Origin of the sequence: Morganella sp. HSTU-ASny43 (genome assembly GCF_022819185.1) — a bacterium.
GTDB lineage: Bacteria > Pseudomonadota > Gammaproteobacteria > Enterobacterales > Enterobacteriaceae > Morganella > Morganella morganii.
Map to the genome: position 1 here is coordinate 110,644 of NZ_WSPG01000006.1, position 17,838 is coordinate 128,481.

The window sequence follows — 17,838 nt, forward strand, 5'->3', positions numbered from 1 at the left end:
AAAAAATTTGGAACTATTTATGAGAGTTTAGTGTCGTCTGTGTCGGCGACCAGTGTTCCATTGGTAAAATATTTTATCTACCCTGAAAGTGCTACAAAAACGAAGAATCTGTAACAAATGGCAAAAAAGTATTTCAAAATGTAAATAATCGGGAACTTTTTGAACAGTCAGATCATCAGACATAAAAAAAGCCGACCTGAAGGCCGGCTTTTTACATTCAATATTTTTGATGAAAATCAGAATGTGGCGCTGCGCGGGGTGCGCGGGAACGGGATGGTTTCACGGATATTTGAGACACCCGTCACATATGATACCAAACGCTCGAAGCCCAGACCGAAACCGGCGTGCGGCACTGTGCCGTAGCGGCGCAGATCACGGTACCACCAGTAATCTTCTTTATTCATACCCAGTTCATCGAAGCGGGCATCGAGTCTGTCCAGACGCTCTTCACGCTGGGAACCCCCGATGATTTCACCGATTCCCGGTGCCAGCACGTCCATCGCTGCCACGGTTTTGCCGTCTTCGTTTTCACGCATATAGAAGGCTTTGATCGCTTTCGGGTAGTTTTTAACGACCACAGGCGCTTTGAAATGTTCTTCCGCCAGGTAACGCTCGTGCTCAGAGGACATATCCACGCCCCAGTACACGTCGTTTTCAAAGGTTTTGCCGCAGTTTTCCAGGATTTTGATCGCGTCGGTGTAATCAACCTGTGCGAAATCGGAAGTGACAAAACGTTCCAGACGTTCGATTGCTTCTTTATTAATACGCTCAGCAAAGAATTCGAGGTCGTCGCGGCGCTCTTCCAGAACGGCTTTGAAGACATATTTCAGCATGGCTTCGGCCAGACCGGCGATATCATTCAGGTTGGCAAACGCCACTTCCGGCTCAACCATCCAGAATTCCGCCAGGTGGCGGCTGGTGTTGGAGTTTTCCGCACGGAATGTCGGGCCGAAGGTGTAGATTTTGCTCAGCGCAGAGGCATAAGCTTCACCGTTCAGCTGACCGGATACAGTCAGGAAGGCTTCCCGGCCGAAAAAGTCTTCGCTGAAATCCACTTCGCCTTTGTCGTTACGCGGCAGGTTGTGGAAATCCAGAGTGGAGACGCGGAACATTTCACCGGCACCTTCGGTATCGGAGGTGGTGATCAGCGGGGTGGATACCCAGAAGAAACCCTGCTCGTCGAAGAAACGGTGTAATGCCTGGGATAAGGTATGACGGACACGGGCAACCGCGCCAATCAGGTTAGTGCGCGGACGCAGGTGCGCCACTTCACGCAGATACTCGACAGAGTGGCGTTTTGCCGCCATCGGGTAGGTATCCGGATCATCAACCATACCGACCACACGAACCTGTGAGGCATGGATTTCAAAGCTTTGTCCCTGGCCCGGGGAAGCAACCACTTTCCCGGTAACTTCAACAGAACAGCCCGCCGTTAAATGAAGCACTTCATCATTATAATTAGGTAAATTATTTTCGATGACGGCCTGTACCGGATTAAAGCAGGAACCGTCGTAGACGGCGAGGAATGAGATCCCGGCTTTTGAATCTCTCCTTGTACGGACCCAACCCTGTACCGTGACTTCGCTGTCAACAGGTACACGGCCTTGCAGTACATCGACCACAGGCGCTATGCTCATAGTTGAAACTCTCTCTTCTTATATATAGGTCTGTTACACGCGTTACCCGCCATCCTCTGAGATGTGAGTAACAGAATAGTCATCAGTTGCCGTCAAACGGGCAATCTCACTATGTTACTTGCTCACTCTCAGGAAACAAGCAGAAATTAGGGGGTAACAGCCCGAAAAACAGAAAAAATAACCGTCTTTTTCTGTTCTCCGGGAGCAGGTATATAAAAGGAGGGATCAGCAGGCGCGCTGAACGTGGGGAATATCAAATGCGCGGCGCAGTTTATCGACAAATTCATCATCTTCACAGATGGTTTTGCCGGGGCTGTCAGAGAGCTTGGCAACCGGTTTACCGTTGCATTCCACCAGCTTGATAACAATATTGAGCGGCTCGACATCCGGGATATTGCAGGTCAGGCGGGTGCCGATACCGAACACCAGATTTATCCGGTCACAGAAATGGGCATAAAGCGCGAGGGCTTTGCGGAAATCCAGGTTATCTGAAAAGACCAGGGTTTTGCTCATCGGGTCGATACCCAGCTTTTCATAATGAGCAATGGCTTTTTCACCCCATTCCACCGGATCCCCGGAATCGTGGCGCAGGCCCTGATAGGCGCGGGCAAACGGGGCATCGAAATCGCGCAGGAAAGCATCCATCGTGATGCAGTCTGTTAAGGCGACACCAAGCTGATCCGGATATTCATCAAGCCAGGTCTGGAGGGCAGCGCGCTGGCTGTTGGCCAGTTCCGCACTGATCTGCTGATGTGCCTGGAACCATTCATGTGCCTGGGTGCCGACCGGCTCCAGATCGAGTTTTTCCGCCAGCAGGTAATTGCTGGTGCCGACCAGATACGGGAAATGCTGTTTCAGTTCAGTGACAATGGCTTTCTGAACATCAAAAGAGAAACGGCGGCGGGTACCGAAATCCATCAGTTTAAAGCGGCTGAGATCCAGCCCGGCCTGCTCTGCATCCTGATAAAAACGTGCTACCAGCTCACGCAGACGGATAACGGCATCTTCCGGCGTGACCTGCGGTGATTCATGATGGTGGACGAGTTCACTGATCAGCGCCAGCAGCGGCACTTCCCACAGGATAACTTCCACCCACGGGCCGCTGATACGGACAGCCAGCTGGCCGTTGCTGTCACAGCGGATATTCACCTGTGACGGATCAAAACGGAACTGACGGAACCAGGCGAGGTAGTCCGCCGAAAAGAACGGCAGGCGGGCCAGGTAGTTGTACTCGTCATCACTGACTGACAGCTCTGCCATCATTGCCACCCGGCGGCGCAGTTCATCTGCGTACTGCCCCAGCCGTTTGCTGCTCCGGCAGCGGAATTCCGCGACCACAGGAATTGAGCGGTAATGATGGAACACTGCCTGCTGCATATGCAGCTTATACGCATCGGTATCCAGCAGTGATGTGATAATCGGGGTTGCTTCTGAATTCATGGCGCTTTCAGCATCCTCACGGAGCAATCAACCTAAACAGGTTATAGCTTACTATTATCTGCGTATAGTAACACGTTATTTTCCCTGTGCGTGATGTTCAGCGCGCAATCACATTATTTGTTAACATTTTATTCATATTTAGTACTGTACCGCACCGTCAGGAAATCAGGGCGTATCACAAACTGCTAAAATTTCGTTTACCACGGCGCCTGAATTATGAGAGCCTAAGTACAGCGTAATTGTAATCATTTAATAAAACAGTGAAGAGAAAACCATGACACAACAGCGGCAGGCGAAGTATCGTCAGGACTATCAGGCTCCTGACTATACCATTACCCATATTGATCTCGATTTTGCGCTCGACCCGCAGACGACAGTGGTGACTGCCGTCAGTCAGGTGAAGCGCCTGAATGACAACGCCTCTGAGCTGGTGCTTGCCGGTGAGGGGCTGACCCTGAAGCAGCTGACCATTGACGGCAAAGTCTGGTCAGATTACCGCGAAGAACCCGGTTCGCTGCGCATTATGAATGTGCCTGAACAATTCACCCTGCAAATTATTAATGAAATCAGCCCGGCGGAAAATACCGCACTTGAGGGGCTGTATGTGTCCGGTGATGCACTCTGCACACAGTGTGAGGCGGAAGGTTTCCGTCATATCACGTATTACCCTGACCGTCCGGATGTGCTGGCGCGTTACACCACCCGGATCACGGCGGACAAAGCCCGCTATCCGTATCTGTTATCCAACGGTAACCGGATTGATGCCGGGGAATCCGGGGATAAACACTGGGTGAAATGGGAAGATCCGTTCCCGAAACCAAGTTACCTGTTTGCTCTGGTGGCCGGTGATTTTGATGTGCTGCGCGATACTTTTACCACCCGCAGCGGCCGTGATGTGGCGCTGGAGCTGTTTGTCGACAAAGGTAACCTCGATCGTGCCGGCTGGGCGATGACCTCCCTGAAAAATGCCATGAAATGGGATGAGGAGCGCTTTGGTTTCGAGTATGACCTCGACATCTATATGATTGTGGCTGTTGATTTCTTTAATATGGGCGCGATGGAGAACAAAGGGCTGAATGTCTTTAACTCCAAATATGTGCTGGCGAAGAATGAAACAGCGACGGATAAAGATTATCTCGGGATTGAATCTGTTATCGGTCATGAATATTTCCATAACTGGACCGGTAACCGTATCACCTGCCGTGACTGGTTCCAGCTCAGCCTGAAAGAAGGGCTGACCGTTTTCCGTGACCAGGAATTCAGCTCTGACCTCGGTTCCCGCCCGGTAAACCGTATCAATAATGTCCGCGTGATGCGTGCCGCTCAGTTTGCCGAGGACGCCGGTCCGATGGCGCACCCGATCCGTCCGGACAAAGTCATTGAAATGAATAACTTCTATACGCTGACGGTGTATGAGAAGGGCTCTGAAGTGATCCGCATGATCCACACGCTGCTCGGCGAAGAGCAGTTCCAGGCGGGGATGCAGCTTTATGTTCACCGCCATGACGGCAGCGCCGCGACCTGTGATGATTTTGTGCAGGCGATGGAAGATGCGTCTAATGTCGATCTGACACTGTTCCGCCGCTGGTACAGCCAGTCCGGTACGCCGCTGGTGACTGTACGTGACAGCTATGATGCGGATAAAAAACAGTATCAGCTGCATGTGACCCAGATGACCCCGCCGACACCGGATCAGCAGGACAAACAGCCGCTGCATATCCCGTTTGATATTGAACTGTACGGCAGTAACGGCGACGTGCTTGCGCTGCGTCATGAAGGGGAGCCGGTTCATTCAGTACTGAATATTACCCGTGATGAACAGACCTTCACCTTTGATGATGTCAGTGAAAAGCCGGTACCGTCACTGTTCCGCGAATTTTCCGCGCCGGTGAAAGTGGATTATCCGTACACCGATGCACAGCTGGCATTTCTGATGCAGCACGCCCGTAATGAATTTGCCCGCTGGGATGCCGCACAGTCTCTTCTGGCATTACATATAAAGGAAAACATCCGCCGTTATCAGGCCGGTGAAGACTTGCAATTACCGGAAGGGGTAACCGATGCTTTCCGTGCAGTGCTGCTTGATGAGCAGATCGATCCGGCACTGGCAGCTCAGATTCTGACCCTGCCGTCAGAAACCGAGGTTGCGGAATGGTTCCCGGTGGTGGATCCGGATGCAATTAATGCGGTAATGACCTATATCGCCGGCACATTTGCCCGTGAACTGGCGGATGAGCTGTATGCGGTGTATGTCAGCATGAAAACCGGGGCATATCAAATCGATCATGCGGATATTGCAAAACGTGATCTGCGCAATGTTTGTCTGGGCTATCTGGCACTGGATGAGGACAAAGCGCAGGCGGATAAGCGCGTGTCACAACAGTATGCGCAGGCCGACAATATGACCGATTCTCTGGCGGCTCTGACGGCGGCGGTGAAGGCCGCGCTGCCGTGCCGCGATAAACTGCTGGCGGATTACGACAACAAATGGCATCAGGATGGTCTGGTGATGGACAAGTGGTTTATTCTTCAGGCCACACGTCCGGATGCGGATGTGCTGGATAATGTGAAATCACTGCTCACTCACCGGTCCTTCACCATGGCGAACCCGAACCGGGTGCGCTCACTGGTCGGTGCGTTTGTGATGAATAACCCGAAAGCGTTCCATGATAAATCCGGTAAAGGCTATGAGTTCCTGACGGAGATCCTCTGTGATCTGAACAGCCGTAACCCGCAGGTGGCGTCACGTCTGATTGAACCGCTGATCCGCCTGAAACGGTATGACGACAGCCGTCAGAGCAAAATGCGTGATGCATTGCTGCGCCTGAAAGGGCTGGAAAATCTCTCCGGTGATCTGTTTGAAAAAATCACAAAAGCACTGGATGAGAACTGATCATTGCTTTTGCGGATAAAGGAGCGATAGCGGGCAGAGAAACGAAAAGCATGCGCGTCATGGATGACGCGCCTGAGCGTACAGGGAGGTATTTACAGCGACTTTTCGTTTTTGCCCGCTGTCAGCGACTTCACTGAAGCTGATTCAGACAAACACCTCCCCGGAGGTGTTTTTTTTTTGCACTGCAATACATTGTCACAGTAACAGGGCGTTATTTTTAACCGGATACGGTAAACTCAGGCCAATGACGACCTGTATATAAAAGAAAGGATTTCGTGATGAGAAATGAAATAAACCGGTACAGTCGCTGGTTACAGGGGATATTTTCCCTGTTTTTGCTGCTCTTTGCTGTGACGGCATTTGCTCAGACGGAGACATTTCCCCGTATGCAGGGATCGGTCACCGATACCGCCGGATTGCTGACCGCCGGTGAGCGCAGCAGTATTGAGCAGAAACTGAATGCACTGCGCGAGCGGACCGGTACGCAGATTGCGGTACTGACGGTGAACACTACCGGGTCGCGCGATATTGAAAGTTATGCGGAAAAAGTCTTTAGCCAGTGGCGCCTTGGTCGTATCAATATTGATGACGGAATCTTATTGCTGGTGGCGTCAGATGATCGCGCGATGCGGATTGAGGTCGGATACGGGCTGGAAGGAGCGGTGAGTGATGCGGTGGCAAACCGTATTCTCAAGGATTATTTCATTCCGAATTTTAAAATGGGAAATTATGCCGGTGGTATTAATGATACCGTCGATGCGCTGATTGCCAGAGTCCGCAATGAACCACTGCCACCGGTTACCACTCCGGCATTCTTTATTGCCAAACAGGCAGGGCCCGTCGGCTGTATTGATATTGTGCTTGGTGCGGTACTGGCCGCGAGTGCATATCTGTGGGGCGCTTTCCTGTATGGCATGGTGAAACGCTTTAAACTGAAAGCGGCAATTCCGATCGCCATTATTCTTTATCTGACCTGGTACGCCGGCGGCTTTAATAATCCGGCCGGAAACGGTATTCATTTCGGGGAAGATTTTCTCTACACAGAATTACCGCGCTGGAGTCAGTTCCTGTTCCTGCAGATTCTGCCGTTCTGGCTGGTGATAGTGTTGACATTCACCATGTTTATCGCGGCCTTCTTCTTATTCCTGCTTACGCTCGGCGGATTGTACCGGATACTGACGAAAATTGTCCGGCCTCAGAAGCTGCGGGTTTCAATCTGTGTTGGTTTTCTGTTCGGCGGATTTGCTTTTATTTTCGGATTACTGTTTTCAGAGGGGAGTCTGGCCGCCGGTGTGGTGGCGGGAGTGGGATTCGGCATGTTTGTCGGGATCGGGCACTATTTCGGTTTTGTTACTGTCGGCGGCGGAGGCGGCAGTGGTTCAGGGCGCGGCGGCCGTGGCGGGGGCAGCAGCGGCGGTGGTTACAGCGGGGGCAGCCGGAGCAGCAGCCGATCCTCATCCGGAGGCGGAGGACGCAGCGGTGGCGGCGGGGCATCCGGTCGCTGGTGATCTGATAATAAATGACGCACATTCTTTGTGCGTCATTTACTGCGTAAAAAAGCCGTGCAGAACGGACGCATTTCACCTATTATAGCCGCCTGAGATAGGCTCCCGCTGTTTCAGCTATGATTCACGACCTATTTTGTTACAGAGAAATTGCCCGGTACGGCGTGTTGTGCCGAAAACACATATCTATAGCAAAAGGTATTTAAGATGTATTATCCGCTAGTCAGGAAGGCCCTGTTCCGCCTTGATCCGGAACGTGCCCACGAATTCACCTTTCACCAGCTTAAACGTCTTTCCCGCTCTCCTTTCCGTTTTCTTATTCAGCAGCATGTCGCCACCAAACCCGTTCAGTGCATGGGACTCTCTTTTAAAAACCCGCTCGGATTAGCCGCCGGTCTTGATAAAGACGGTGAATGTATTGAAGCATTTGATGCAATGGGTTTTGGTTTTGTTGAGGTCGGTACGGTCACTCCGAAACCACAGCCGGGAAATGATAAGCCGCGTCTGTTTCGTATTGTCGAAGCAGAAGGGTTAATTAACCGGATGGGTTTTAATAACCTCGGGGTGGATAACCTGGTTGAGAATATTAAACAGGCCCGTTTCGGCGGTATTCTGGGAATTAATATTGGTAAAAATAAAGATACACCGGTTGAACAGGGAAAGGATGACTATCTGATTTGTATGGACAAAGTGTATACCCACGCCGAGTATATCGCTGTTAACATCTCCTCACCGAATACCCCTGGATTACGGACACTGCAATACGGCGATATGCTGGATGACTTGCTGTCAGCAATAAAAATAAAGCAGCAGGAACTGCATCAGAAGCACGGAAAATATGTACCTGTCGCGGTAAAAATTGCCCCGGATTTAACAGCGGAAGAATTAATTCAGGTCGCTGACAGCCTGGTGCGCCATAATATTGACGGTGTGATTGCCACCAATACCACATTAGACCGCTCATTAGTGCAGGGATTAAATCACTGTAATGAAACTGGTGGATTAAGTGGCCGCCCGGCGCAGAGTAAGAGCACCGAAATTATCCGTTTATTATCGAAAGAGCTGAACGGGAAATTACCTATCATCGGTGTCGGCGGAATAGATTCCCTGGTTGCCGCCCGGGAAAAAATGGAAGCGGGTGCATCTCTGATCCAAATCTATTCAGGATTTATCTACCACGGGCCCAAATTAATTAAAAATATTGTAAATTGCCTGTAATTTTCACTATTATTCCTGTCAGGGGGTTTATTTTTCCCCCTGTTTCTTTTATATTTTCAGATGTTGCCTGAAAAATTGTCACTGACAGGCAATGCACGTTAAAGCAAACAATCACTTTTAATTATTTTATTTAATGTGTAGTGAAAATATAAATCGCTAATCAGGTATTAGCCGGGAATGTGATCAGATGAAAATAAAACCTGACGATCAATGGCAGTGGTATTACGATGATACGCATGAGCGTATTATGCTGGATCTTGCCAACGGAATGGTATTCCGCTCCCATTTTGCACCACGTCTGCTGGCGCCGTACGCACGGTGTCACAGTCCGTTTTCTGTTGATGATGCCGCGTTATTTTTTATCTTTGAAGAACAGATTAAAAAATTAGATATTCCGGCACAGCAGTGTGCTGAATTAACACTGAATGCGTTAATTGCATCGCGTTTTTTAAAGCCGCAAATGCCGAAGAGCTGGTATTTTTCATTGTTCTGCGCAATGACAAAACCGGAGCAGGGGCAGCTGGTTGAAGTGGTGGCGGATAACAATCGTCAGCGCAGCAACTTTATTGTGGCGGAAGCAGGGGACAGTGCCAGTTTATGTCTGCTGGTTGATCCGGTACTTGAATTACACGATCGGAGCATGTGTTTTTGTGATCCGATAAAGATCATGAATGATCGTTTATTACCAAGAACCCCGGTAACACGGAGTTTATTAATGGGCAGAGCTGTCTGAGGCTGTCCGGTAAACGATCATAATCAGGATCAGATAACGTTATATAACCCCCGGCGGATCCTTATTATTAATAAGTGATCAATTCAGCCGGAAATACCCCCGGTAGTTTATCTGCCGGGGGTATTTTTTTACCGGTTATTCGTGACGGCCGGTTATCCGTGACGAATAGTAATATTGGTTTTCGGAATACAACTGCATGCCAGAATATCGCCGTTCTCTTTTATCGCCCCGGCTTTCAGCGGAGTCACTTCGCCGGAGACCAGCGTGACTTTGCAGCAACCGCAGACACCGGCACGGCAGGAATACGGAATATTGACCTGATGGCCTTCCAGCTGCTCCAGTAAGATGTGCTGATTATTCACCGGGTAGAGTTTACCGTTGAATATCAGTTCCAGTGCTGCTTCCGGTTGTGCGGGCGCGGCCTGTACTTTCTCAACGATTTGCTCCTCATACTGACGCGGTTTGCAGGTTTCCAGTACGGTGACGGTATCACCGACCTGAATCACACCGCTGTTGCGGGCAATGGCATTCATACCGAAATCCACATCATCATTATCTGCGGCTTTCCGGAAGGTTTGCAGGGTGTGGAACGGCTCCATTTCCGGGTGTTTAATCCCTTTATCGGTACTGACAGTGGTGAGAATACAACGGCTGCACGGTTTTTTCAGATCAAATACCACATCACCGACCTGAATGGTTTTCCAGCGGTCTTCCGCAAACGGCTCTGCACCAGTGACAATAATATTGCCGCGGAACTGCTCGATTTTAATACCGGCACCGCAGCGACGCTGTACCTCACGAAAAGAGGCTTCATTGACCACCAGATAGGGATAACCGTCGGCAAACGACACCGCAGTGTCCGGGAATTTTTTTACTCTGCGGGTGGATTGCGGGCTGAGCCAGCGCAGCTGTACCGGGATATCAAAGAACTGACACAGCCACTGATTGATTTTTTCCGGTGCAAGCAGTGAGGTGAAATGGTTTCCCCAGACTTCGCACGGCAGGTGGTCAGGACGGAAATCCTCAAACAGGATCGTGGCGCCGCTGCCCTCCGGGCTGCGCAGGTAAATTCCGTTGCTCAGCAGCACCGGGGTAAACAGGACCATCTGCGGGTAGCGGCGGGCGGTGATAAATTTTCCGGTCTCATCCGTTATCATAAAATTGCGGTCAAAGCCCAGCCCGGTTTCCCCGGCATGGCTCTGTGACTGGCGGATGCCCTTCATTGACTTCACAGGAAAGGTGTATAAACGGGAGAGTGTGATGGGTGTTGTCGTCATTGTTATCCGTTCTTTTCGTTATTATCAGTAATACCACAATGGCATCCCGGTTTATCCGGAAAAAGGTGAACGTCAATTTTATGATTTACCGCCCGGATCCGCTATAATGCGCTCCAATTTTTTATTTCAACGGTAAACCATGATGAACGCGTATTTTGCCAGCACCGCCCGCGGGCTCGAAGAACTCTTAAAAAATGAATTAGCGACACTGGGCGCTGAGGATCTCAGTATTACGCAGGGTGGCGTTCACTTCCGGGCGCAGCCGCGTACGATGTACACGTGTCTGATGTGGAGTCGTCTGGCATCCCGTATTTTATTACCGCTGAATGAGTTTAATGTCTATAGCGACATGGATCTTTATCTCGCGGTACAGTCCGTTGACTGGCCGTCGGTGTTCTCTGCTGACAAGACATTTGCCGTGCATTTCAACGGGACTAACGATGAGATCCGTAACAGCCAGTACGGCGCACTGAAAGTCAAAGATGCTATCGTCGACAGCTTTACCCGCAAAACCGGCACGCGCCCGGATGTGGCAAAACAGCAGCCGGATATCCGCATCAATGTCTATCTCAATAAAGAAAAAGCCTCGCTGGCAATCGACCTGAGCGGGGATTCCCTGCATATCCGCGGCTACCGCGAACTGGCCGGTCAGGCACCGCTGAAAGAGAACCTGGCGGCGGCGATTATTCTGCGTTCCGGCTGGCAAAAAGAGACCCCGATGGTGGATCCGATGTGCGGCTCCGGCACCCTGCTGATTGAAGCGGCGATGATTGCCTCTGATTGTGCACCGGGCCTGAACCGCCACCACTGGGGGTTTGAAGCCTGGGGCGGCCACGATAAAGCGGTCTGGGAATCTGTCCGTGCAGAAGCCCGCGAACGCGCTAATGCCGGCCTGGTCAGCGCAACCGCGCGCTTCTTCGGCTCTGATACTGATAAACGTGTACTGGATATGGCCCGCGCCAACGCCCGCCGCGCCGGGGTGGATAAACTGATCACTTTCCAGCAGAAAGATGCCACCAAACTGGAAAATCCGCTGCCGGAAGGCCCGAAAGGCACCATTATTTCTAACCCGCCGTACGGCGAGCGGCTGGAAAGCGAACCGGCACTGATTGCCCTGCACAGTGTGTTCGGCCGTGTGGTGAAAACCCGTTTCCCCGGCTGGCGTCTGTCATTATTCAGTGCTTCCCCGGAACTCCTCAGCAGCCTGCAGCTGCGTGCAGAGCGTGAATTCAAGGCGAAAAACGGTCCGCTGGACTGTGTGCAGAAAAACTATCAGTTAAGTGACACACCACCGGCAACAGCGCAGGATATCGGGGCGGATTTTGCCAACCGCCTGCGCAAGAATGAGAAAAAATTAGCAAAATGGGCGAAGCAGGAAGGCGTTGAATGTTATCGCCTTTATGATGCCGATCTGCCTGAGTATAATGTCGCGGTTGACCGCTATGCGGATTATGTGGTGGTTCAGGAATATGCGCCGCCGAAAACCGTGGATCCGAACAAAGCGCGTCAGCGCCTGTTTGATGTGATCAGCGCGACACTGGCCGTGTTGGAGTTACCGGCGCACAAGCTGATCCTGAAAACCCGTCAGCGCCAGAAAGGCAAACAGCAATATGAAAAATTGGCGGAGAAACAGAACAGCTTCCTGGTGAAAGAGTATAACGCACAGTTATGGGTTAACCTGACTGATTACCTGGATACCGGTCTGTTCCTTGATCACCGTATTGCCCGCAAAATGCTGGGACAGATGAGCAAAGGCAAAGACTTCCTCAATCTGTTTGCCTACACCGGCTCGGCAACGGTTCACGCCGGTCTCGGCGGCGCGCGCAGCACCACGTCTGTGGATATGTCACGCACGTATCTGGAGTGGGCGGAACGCAACCTGCAGAGCAACGGCCTGAGCGGCAGACAGCATCGTTTAATTCAGGCGGATTGCCTGAGCTGGCTGGCACAGACCCCGGAACAGTTTGATCTGATCTTTATCGATCCGCCGACGTTCTCCAACTCCAAACGGATGGAGGACACCTTTGATGTCCAGCGTGATCACATCGACCTGATGAAACATCTGAAACGTATGCTGCGCCGCGGCGGCACCCTGATGTTCTCCAACAACAAACGCAGTTTTAAATTAGATCAGGACGGTATGGATGCTCTGGGGCTGGTTGCTCAGGAGATCACCGCCAAAACACAGTCACAGGATTTTGCCCGTAACCGTCAGATCCATAACTGCTGGCTTATCCGCCACGCAGGCGAGGAATAACAGAAATTATGTCGTTGATTAATATGGCGGGCGCCTGGCTCGCATTCAGTGATGCTCCGCTGCTGGAAAATGCGGAGATGCATATCGAAGAAAATGAGCGTGTCTGTCTGGTCGGACGCAACGGAGCGGGGAAATCCACCCTGATGCGTGTGCTGACCAAAGAGCAGCCGCTGGATGACGGTACGGTTATCTATGAACAGGATCTGATTGTTGCCCGTCTGCAGCAGGATCCGCCGCGTGATGTGGAAGGCACCGTGTTTGACTTTGTCGCCGAAGGGGTGGCAGAGCAGGCGCAGCATATCAAGGCATTCCATCAGATCTCAAAATTAGTGGAAAGTGACCCGAGTGATAAAAATCTGTCAAAAATGGCGGAACTGCAGGAAATTTTAGACACTCAGAATTTATGGCTGCTCGACAGCCGGATCGCGGATGTGATCGCGCACCTGGAATTACCGGCGGATGAAAAATTATCCGCACTGTCCGGCGGCTGGTTGCGTAAAGCGGCACTCGGCCGTGCACTGGTCAGCGGGCCGAAAGTGCTGTTTCTGGATGAACCGACCAACCACCTGGATATCGAAACCATCCAGTGGCTGGAAAGCTTCCTGAAAAATTTCAGCGGCAGCATTGTCTTTATTTCCCATGACCGTTCATTTATCCGCAATATGGCGACACGGATTATCGATCTGGATCGCGGTAAATTAGCCTCCTGGCCGGGCAGTTATGATGATTATCTGGTGGCCAAGGAAGAGGCACTGCGTGTCGAAGAGATGCAGAATGCGGAATTTGACCGCAAGCTGGCGCAGGAAGAAGTCTGGATCCGTCAGGGCATCAAAGCCCGCCGTACCCGTAATGAAGGGCGCGTCCGTGCCCTGAAAGCCCTGCGCAGCGAACGAGCGGAACGCCGTGAGGTGATGGGCAAAGCGAAGATGCAGGTGGAAGAGGCGACCCGCTCCGGCAAAATCGTCTTTGAAATCGATGATATCAGCTATGGTATTGACGGTAAGGATCTGGTCAGTCATTTCAGTGCTCAGGTAAACCGGGGGGACAAAATTGCCCTGGTCGGCCCGAACGGCTGCGGTAAAACCACATTGCTGAAACTGATGCTCGGTGATTTACAGCCGGACGACGGTAGTGTACACATCGGTACCAAACTGGAAGTGGCTTACTTCGACCAGCACCGTGCAGCGCTGGATCCGGATAAAACCGTGATGGATAACCTGGCGGAAGGCAAACAGGAAGTGCTGGTTAACGGCAAACCGCGCCATGTGCTCGGCTATTTACAGGAATTCCTGTTCCATCCGAAACGGGCGAGAACGCCGGTGCGGGCCCTGTCCGGCGGGGAACGTAACCGCCTGCTGCTGGCAAGATTGTTCCTGAAACCGAGCAATCTGCTGATCCTCGATGAACCGACCAACGACCTTGATGTCGAAACACTGGAACTGCTGGAAGAGCTGGTGGATAACTATCAGGGTACCGTCCTGCTGGTCAGCCATGATCGTCAGTTTGTTGATAACTGCGTGACCGAATGCTGGATTTTTGAAGGTAACGGCACCATCGGGCGTTATGTCGGCGGTTACTTTGATGCACAACAGCAGCGGGCACAGGTTCAGTCGCTGAAAGCGCCGGCGGAGAAAGCAGCGAAACCGGAAGCGGCGGAAGAAAAACGTAAAGATAACATTAAAAAAGCAAATACATCTGCAAAATTAAGTTATAAATTACAGCGGGAACTTGAACAACTGCCGTCATTGCTGGAATCTCTCGACGAGGAAATTCAGCAACTGCAAAGTCAGGTCAGTGCGCCTGAATTCTTTAACCAGCCGCATGATGAAACAGATAAAGTACTGAAGCTGCTGGCAGAGAAAGAGCATGCGCTGGAAGAGGCGTTTGAGCGCTGGCAGACACTGGAAGCAATGCAGAGCGGGAACTGATCCCGCCTGTGATTTTGGAGAAATAACGAAACAGTGTGTGCTCATCATTCACATGATTCAGTCACGGTGCTGTGTCCGCAGTGCGACCTGGTGGTGGAAATCCCTGAGCTGGAACGGGGAACCAAAGCCGAATGTCCGCGCTGCCACACTCACCTGGCCGCCCGCTGGCGTGAACCGCGCCGCCAGCCGCTGATGTATGCACTCAGCGGCCTGGTGATGTTTGTACTCGCCGGGATGTTTCCGTTTGTCTCGATGAAAGTGGCAGGTATTGAAAGCGAAATCACGCTTTATCAGATACCGTCTGTGATGTTCGGGGATAACTACGGCGGGCTGGCACTGTTCTTTATGGGATTTGTGCTGGCGGTACCGGCCTTCTGCCTGTTTGCCATTACCTTACTGTGCAGCGGGATCCGTCTGCCGCCTTCGCTGGCCATTCCGGTCACGCGGCTGCTGTTCCGGCTGCGTGCCTGGTGTATGGCGGAGATTTTCCTCGCCGGTGTGCTGGTCAGTTTCGTGAAACTGATGGCGTACGGGGATATCGGGCTGGGCGTGAGTTTTCTGCCATATTGTCTGTTCTGTGTGATGCAGGTGCGGGCATTCCAGTGCCTGGATAAACACTGGGTCTGGCAGCGGATTGCACCGCGTCCGCCGCTGCCGGTGGCGCTGGAGGCAGGAAAAGGCGGTTTGTGTCAGGGGGTGCGGCTGTGCGGTACCTGTCAGGCGATTCTGCCGGCAGATATGCATGAGTGTCCGCGCTGCAGCAGCCGGGGTCATGCCCGGCGGCCGAACAGCTTACAACTGACCATGGCACTGCTGTTTACCTCCGTGATTTTATATATCCCGGCAAACCTGATGCCGATTATGATCACCGAATCCCTCGGCAGTGATTTCGGCTCGACCATTATGGCCGGGGTGATTTTGCTGTGGGGGGATGGCTCTTATCCGGTGGCGATGGTGATTTTTATCGCCAGTATCATGGTGCCGAGCCTGAAAATGCTGGCCATCGGCTGGCTGTGTCTGGATGCCAAAGGTCACGGCTGGCGTGATCCCGGCCGGATGCACTTTATTTATGAAATCGTGGAGTTTGTCGGACGCTGGTCCATGATTGATGTGTTTGTGATAGCCGTACTAGCGGCACTGGTGCGGATGGGGCGTCTGATGAGCATCTATCCGGATATCGGTGTGATTTTATTTGCGATGGTGGTCATTCTGACAATGATTGCCGCCGAAATGTTCGACCCGCGCCTGACGTGGGATCGGCTTGAAAAAAAACGGGCGGAGAGTGCTAAGGAGCCTCAGGTTGAACGATAAAACTGATGATTTGACAGAAGCGAAGGTCAGCAAACTGAAAAGCTGGTCACCGGTCTGGATAATTCCCATCGTCACGGTACTGATTGGTGCCTGGATCCTTATCAGCCACTTTCGCGGACAGGGACCGGAAATCACCCTGATCACTTATAACGCGGAAGGGGTCGAAGCCGGTAAAACCAAAATCAAAAGCCGCAGCGTGGATGTCGGTGTGGTTGAAAGTGTCATGCTGGATCAGAGTTACAGCCGCGTGATCATCAAGGCCCGCCTGAACGCAGAGATGAAAGACGTTCTGCGTAAAGATACCGTTTTCTGGGTGGTGAAACCGACGGTCGGCCGTGAAGGGGTCTCCGGGCTGGGCACACTGCTGTCAGGGGCATATATTCAGGTGCAGCCTGCCAATACCGGCGGCGAACGCCGTGAATTTGAACTGCTTGATTCACCGCCGCTGGCGTCTCCGGACGCCAAAGGGATCCGCGTGATATTAACCAGTCAGCAGGCCGGACAACTGAATCCGGGGGATGCTGTGCTGTTCCGTGGTTACCGTGTCGGTTCCGTGGAAACGGCAGAATTTAATCTTGATGAGCGCGAGATGCAGTATGAGCTCTTTATCAACGCACCTTATGACAAACTGGTGACCACCAACGCCCGCTTCTGGAAGGACAGCGGTATTGCCTTTGACATGTCCTCGCAGGGGGTAAGTGTACAGGTCGGTTCGCTCTCCACACTGTTCAGCGGCGGCGTCAGTTTTGATGTGCCGGACGGCTGGCAGCCGGGTGAGGAAGTGAATCCTAAGACCCTGTTTAAGCTGTTTGATAACCAGAAAAGCACGCAAAATTCACTCTACACCGAATATAAAAGTTATCTGCTGTTCTTCTCCGACTCTGTGCGCGGCCTGTCTCCGGGCGCACCGGTGGAATTCCGCGGTATCCGTCTCGGTACAGTGGCACAGGTTCCGTTCTACGCCAAAGGGTTGGGGCAGACATTTGATCAGGATTTCCGCATCCCGGTCCTGATCCATATCGAGCCCGAGCGTTTCGAGAAAGATGTAGGTAAAGATTTCAAACTGGCACAGGAACTGGAAACCGCATTACAGCAGGGGCTGCGCGCCTCACTGAAATCCGGTAACTTACTGACCGGCGCACTGTATGTTGATCTCGATTTCTACCCGGATCAGCCGGCGTGGAAAGCACCGATGAAAATTGCGGATTATGACATTCTGCCGACCACCAGCGGTGGCCTGGTTCAGCTGCAGCAAAAAGTACTGGCGGCGCTGGATAAAATCAACGGCATGCCGATTGAACCGATGATGAAACAGGCGACAGAGACACTGCGTGCCAGCGAAAAAACCATCGCTGAAGCACAGAAAACACTGTCTGAGCTGAATGTGTTACTCAGCAGCAAAGAGTTCAAAGCGCTGCCGAAAGATATGCAGGCCACGCTGCGTGAACTGAGCCGCAGTATGCAGGGTATCCAGCCGGGGTCACCGGCGTACAACAAACTGGTTGATGATATGCAGCGTCTGGATCAGGTTCTGCGTGAATTACAGCCGGTACTGCGTACCCTGAATAACAAGAGCAATGCTCTGGTCTTTGAAGCCGCGCCGCAGGCGGATCCGCAACCTAAGAAGGCGAAGAATTAA

General features: G+C 52.0%; 11 protein-coding genes. 8 read left to right on the forward strand and 3 right to left on the reverse strand.

All coding sequences use genetic code 11. The features are described from left to right. Positions 1-236: 236 nt before the first annotated feature. Together asnS and pncB are read right to left on the reverse strand one after the other, a co-directional pair. Positions 237-1,637: an asparagine--tRNA ligase gene (asnS, locus tag GN208_RS04965; RefSeq protein ID WP_004235849.1), complete on the reverse strand. Its 1,401-nt coding sequence runs from the start codon at positions 1,635-1,637 to the stop codon at positions 237-239. A gap of 225 nt (positions 1,638-1,862) precedes the next feature. Continuing rightward, the gene (gene pncB, locus GN208_RS04970; protein ID WP_015422578.1) at positions 1,863-3,077 is read right to left on the reverse strand and encodes a nicotinate phosphoribosyltransferase; all 1,215 of its coding nucleotides are present in this window, start codon (positions 3,075-3,077) and stop codon (positions 1,863-1,865) included. A gap of 274 nt (positions 3,078-3,351) precedes the next feature. Between pncB and pepN the strand changes: the two genes are divergently transcribed. The 4 genes from pepN to GN208_RS04990 all read left to right on the forward strand — a co-directional run bounded on the left by pepN (position 3,352) and on the right by GN208_RS04990 (position 9,426). After that, entirely contained in the window at positions 3,352-5,970 is a 2,619-nt protein-coding gene (gene pepN / locus GN208_RS04975) for an aminopeptidase N (RefSeq protein WP_036423845.1), read from the forward strand. A gap of 278 nt (positions 5,971-6,248) precedes the next feature. Continuing rightward, positions 6,249-7,478, forward strand: coding sequence for a TPM domain-containing protein (locus GN208_RS04980; protein WP_004235853.1), 1,230 nt, complete (start codon positions 6,249-6,251; stop codon positions 7,476-7,478). Between the two features lie 204 nt (positions 7,479-7,682). Then, the gene (gene pyrD / locus GN208_RS04985; RefSeq protein WP_243828305.1) at positions 7,683-8,693 is read left to right on the forward strand and encodes a quinone-dependent dihydroorotate dehydrogenase; all 1,011 of its coding nucleotides are present in this window, start codon (positions 7,683-7,685) and stop codon (positions 8,691-8,693) included. A 187-nt stretch (positions 8,694-8,880) separates the two neighbouring features. Further along, the gene (locus GN208_RS04990) at positions 8,881-9,426 is read left to right on the forward strand and encodes a cell division protein ZapC (protein ID WP_004235855.1); all 546 of its coding nucleotides are present in this window, start codon (positions 8,881-8,883) and stop codon (positions 9,424-9,426) included. 152 nt (positions 9,427-9,578) lie between these two features. On the opposite strand, the gene GN208_RS04995 is transcribed toward GN208_RS04990, so the two are convergent. Beyond that, on the reverse strand, positions 9,579-10,703 hold the full coding sequence (locus GN208_RS04995) for an MOSC N-terminal beta barrel domain-containing protein (protein ID WP_015422579.1): 1,125 nt from the start codon (positions 10,701-10,703) through the stop codon (positions 9,579-9,581). Positions 10,704-10,845: 142 nt separating this feature from the next. Between GN208_RS04995 and rlmKL the strand changes: the two genes are divergently transcribed. Genes rlmKL through pqiB form a run of 4 tightly spaced genes read left to right on the forward strand, consistent with a single transcriptional unit; the run spans position 10,846 to position 17,838 of the window. Further along, positions 10,846-12,960, forward strand: coding sequence for a bifunctional 23S rRNA (guanine(2069)-N(7))-methyltransferase RlmK/23S rRNA (guanine(2445)-N(2))-methyltransferase RlmL (gene rlmKL, locus GN208_RS05000; RefSeq protein ID WP_048884168.1), 2,115 nt, complete (start codon positions 10,846-10,848; stop codon positions 12,958-12,960). An 8-nt stretch (positions 12,961-12,968) separates the two neighbouring features. Next, positions 12,969-14,888 carry an ABC transporter ATP-binding protein gene (locus GN208_RS05005; RefSeq protein ID WP_004241793.1) on the forward strand — a complete coding sequence of 640 codons (1,920 nt, stop codon included), beginning with the start codon at positions 12,969-12,971 and terminating at the stop codon, positions 14,886-14,888. A 33-nt stretch (positions 14,889-14,921) separates the two neighbouring features. Next, on the forward strand, positions 14,922-16,199 hold the full coding sequence (gene pqiA / locus GN208_RS05010) for a membrane integrity-associated transporter subunit PqiA (protein WP_015422580.1): 1,278 nt from the start codon (positions 14,922-14,924) through the stop codon (positions 16,197-16,199). Further along, positions 16,189-17,838, forward strand: coding sequence for an intermembrane transport protein PqiB (pqiB, locus tag GN208_RS05015; RefSeq protein ID WP_243828306.1), 1,650 nt, complete (start codon positions 16,189-16,191; stop codon positions 17,836-17,838). Before pqiA ends, pqiB begins: the two co-directional genes overlap by 11 nt.

Bases quoted from the DNA above. Each gene is read 5' to 3' on its own strand.
- pepN (WP_036423845.1), top strand. From the start codon at position 3,352: ATGACACAACAGCGGCAGGCGAAGTATCGTCAGGACTATCAGGCTCCT.
- asnS (WP_004235849.1), bottom strand. From the start codon at position 1,637: ATGAGCATAGCGCCTGTGGTCGATGTACTGCAAGGCCGTGTACCTGTT.
- GN208_RS04990 (WP_004235855.1), top strand. From the start codon at position 8,881: ATGAAAATAAAACCTGACGATCAATGGCAGTGGTATTACGATGATACG.
- GN208_RS05005 (WP_004241793.1), top strand. From the start codon at position 12,969: ATGTCGTTGATTAATATGGCGGGCGCCTGGCTCGCATTCAGTGATGCT.
- rlmKL (WP_048884168.1), top strand. From the start codon at position 10,846: ATGAACGCGTATTTTGCCAGCACCGCCCGCGGGCTCGAAGAACTCTTA.
- GN208_RS04980 (WP_004235853.1), top strand. From the start codon at position 6,249: ATGAGAAATGAAATAAACCGGTACAGTCGCTGGTTACAGGGGATATTT.
- GN208_RS04995 (WP_015422579.1), bottom strand. From the start codon at position 10,703: ATGACGACAACACCCATCACACTCTCCCGTTTATACACCTTTCCTGTG.
- pncB (WP_015422578.1), bottom strand. From the start codon at position 3,077: ATGAATTCAGAAGCAACCCCGATTATCACATCACTGCTGGATACCGAT.
- pyrD (WP_243828305.1), top strand. From the start codon at position 7,683: ATGTATTATCCGCTAGTCAGGAAGGCCCTGTTCCGCCTTGATCCGGAA.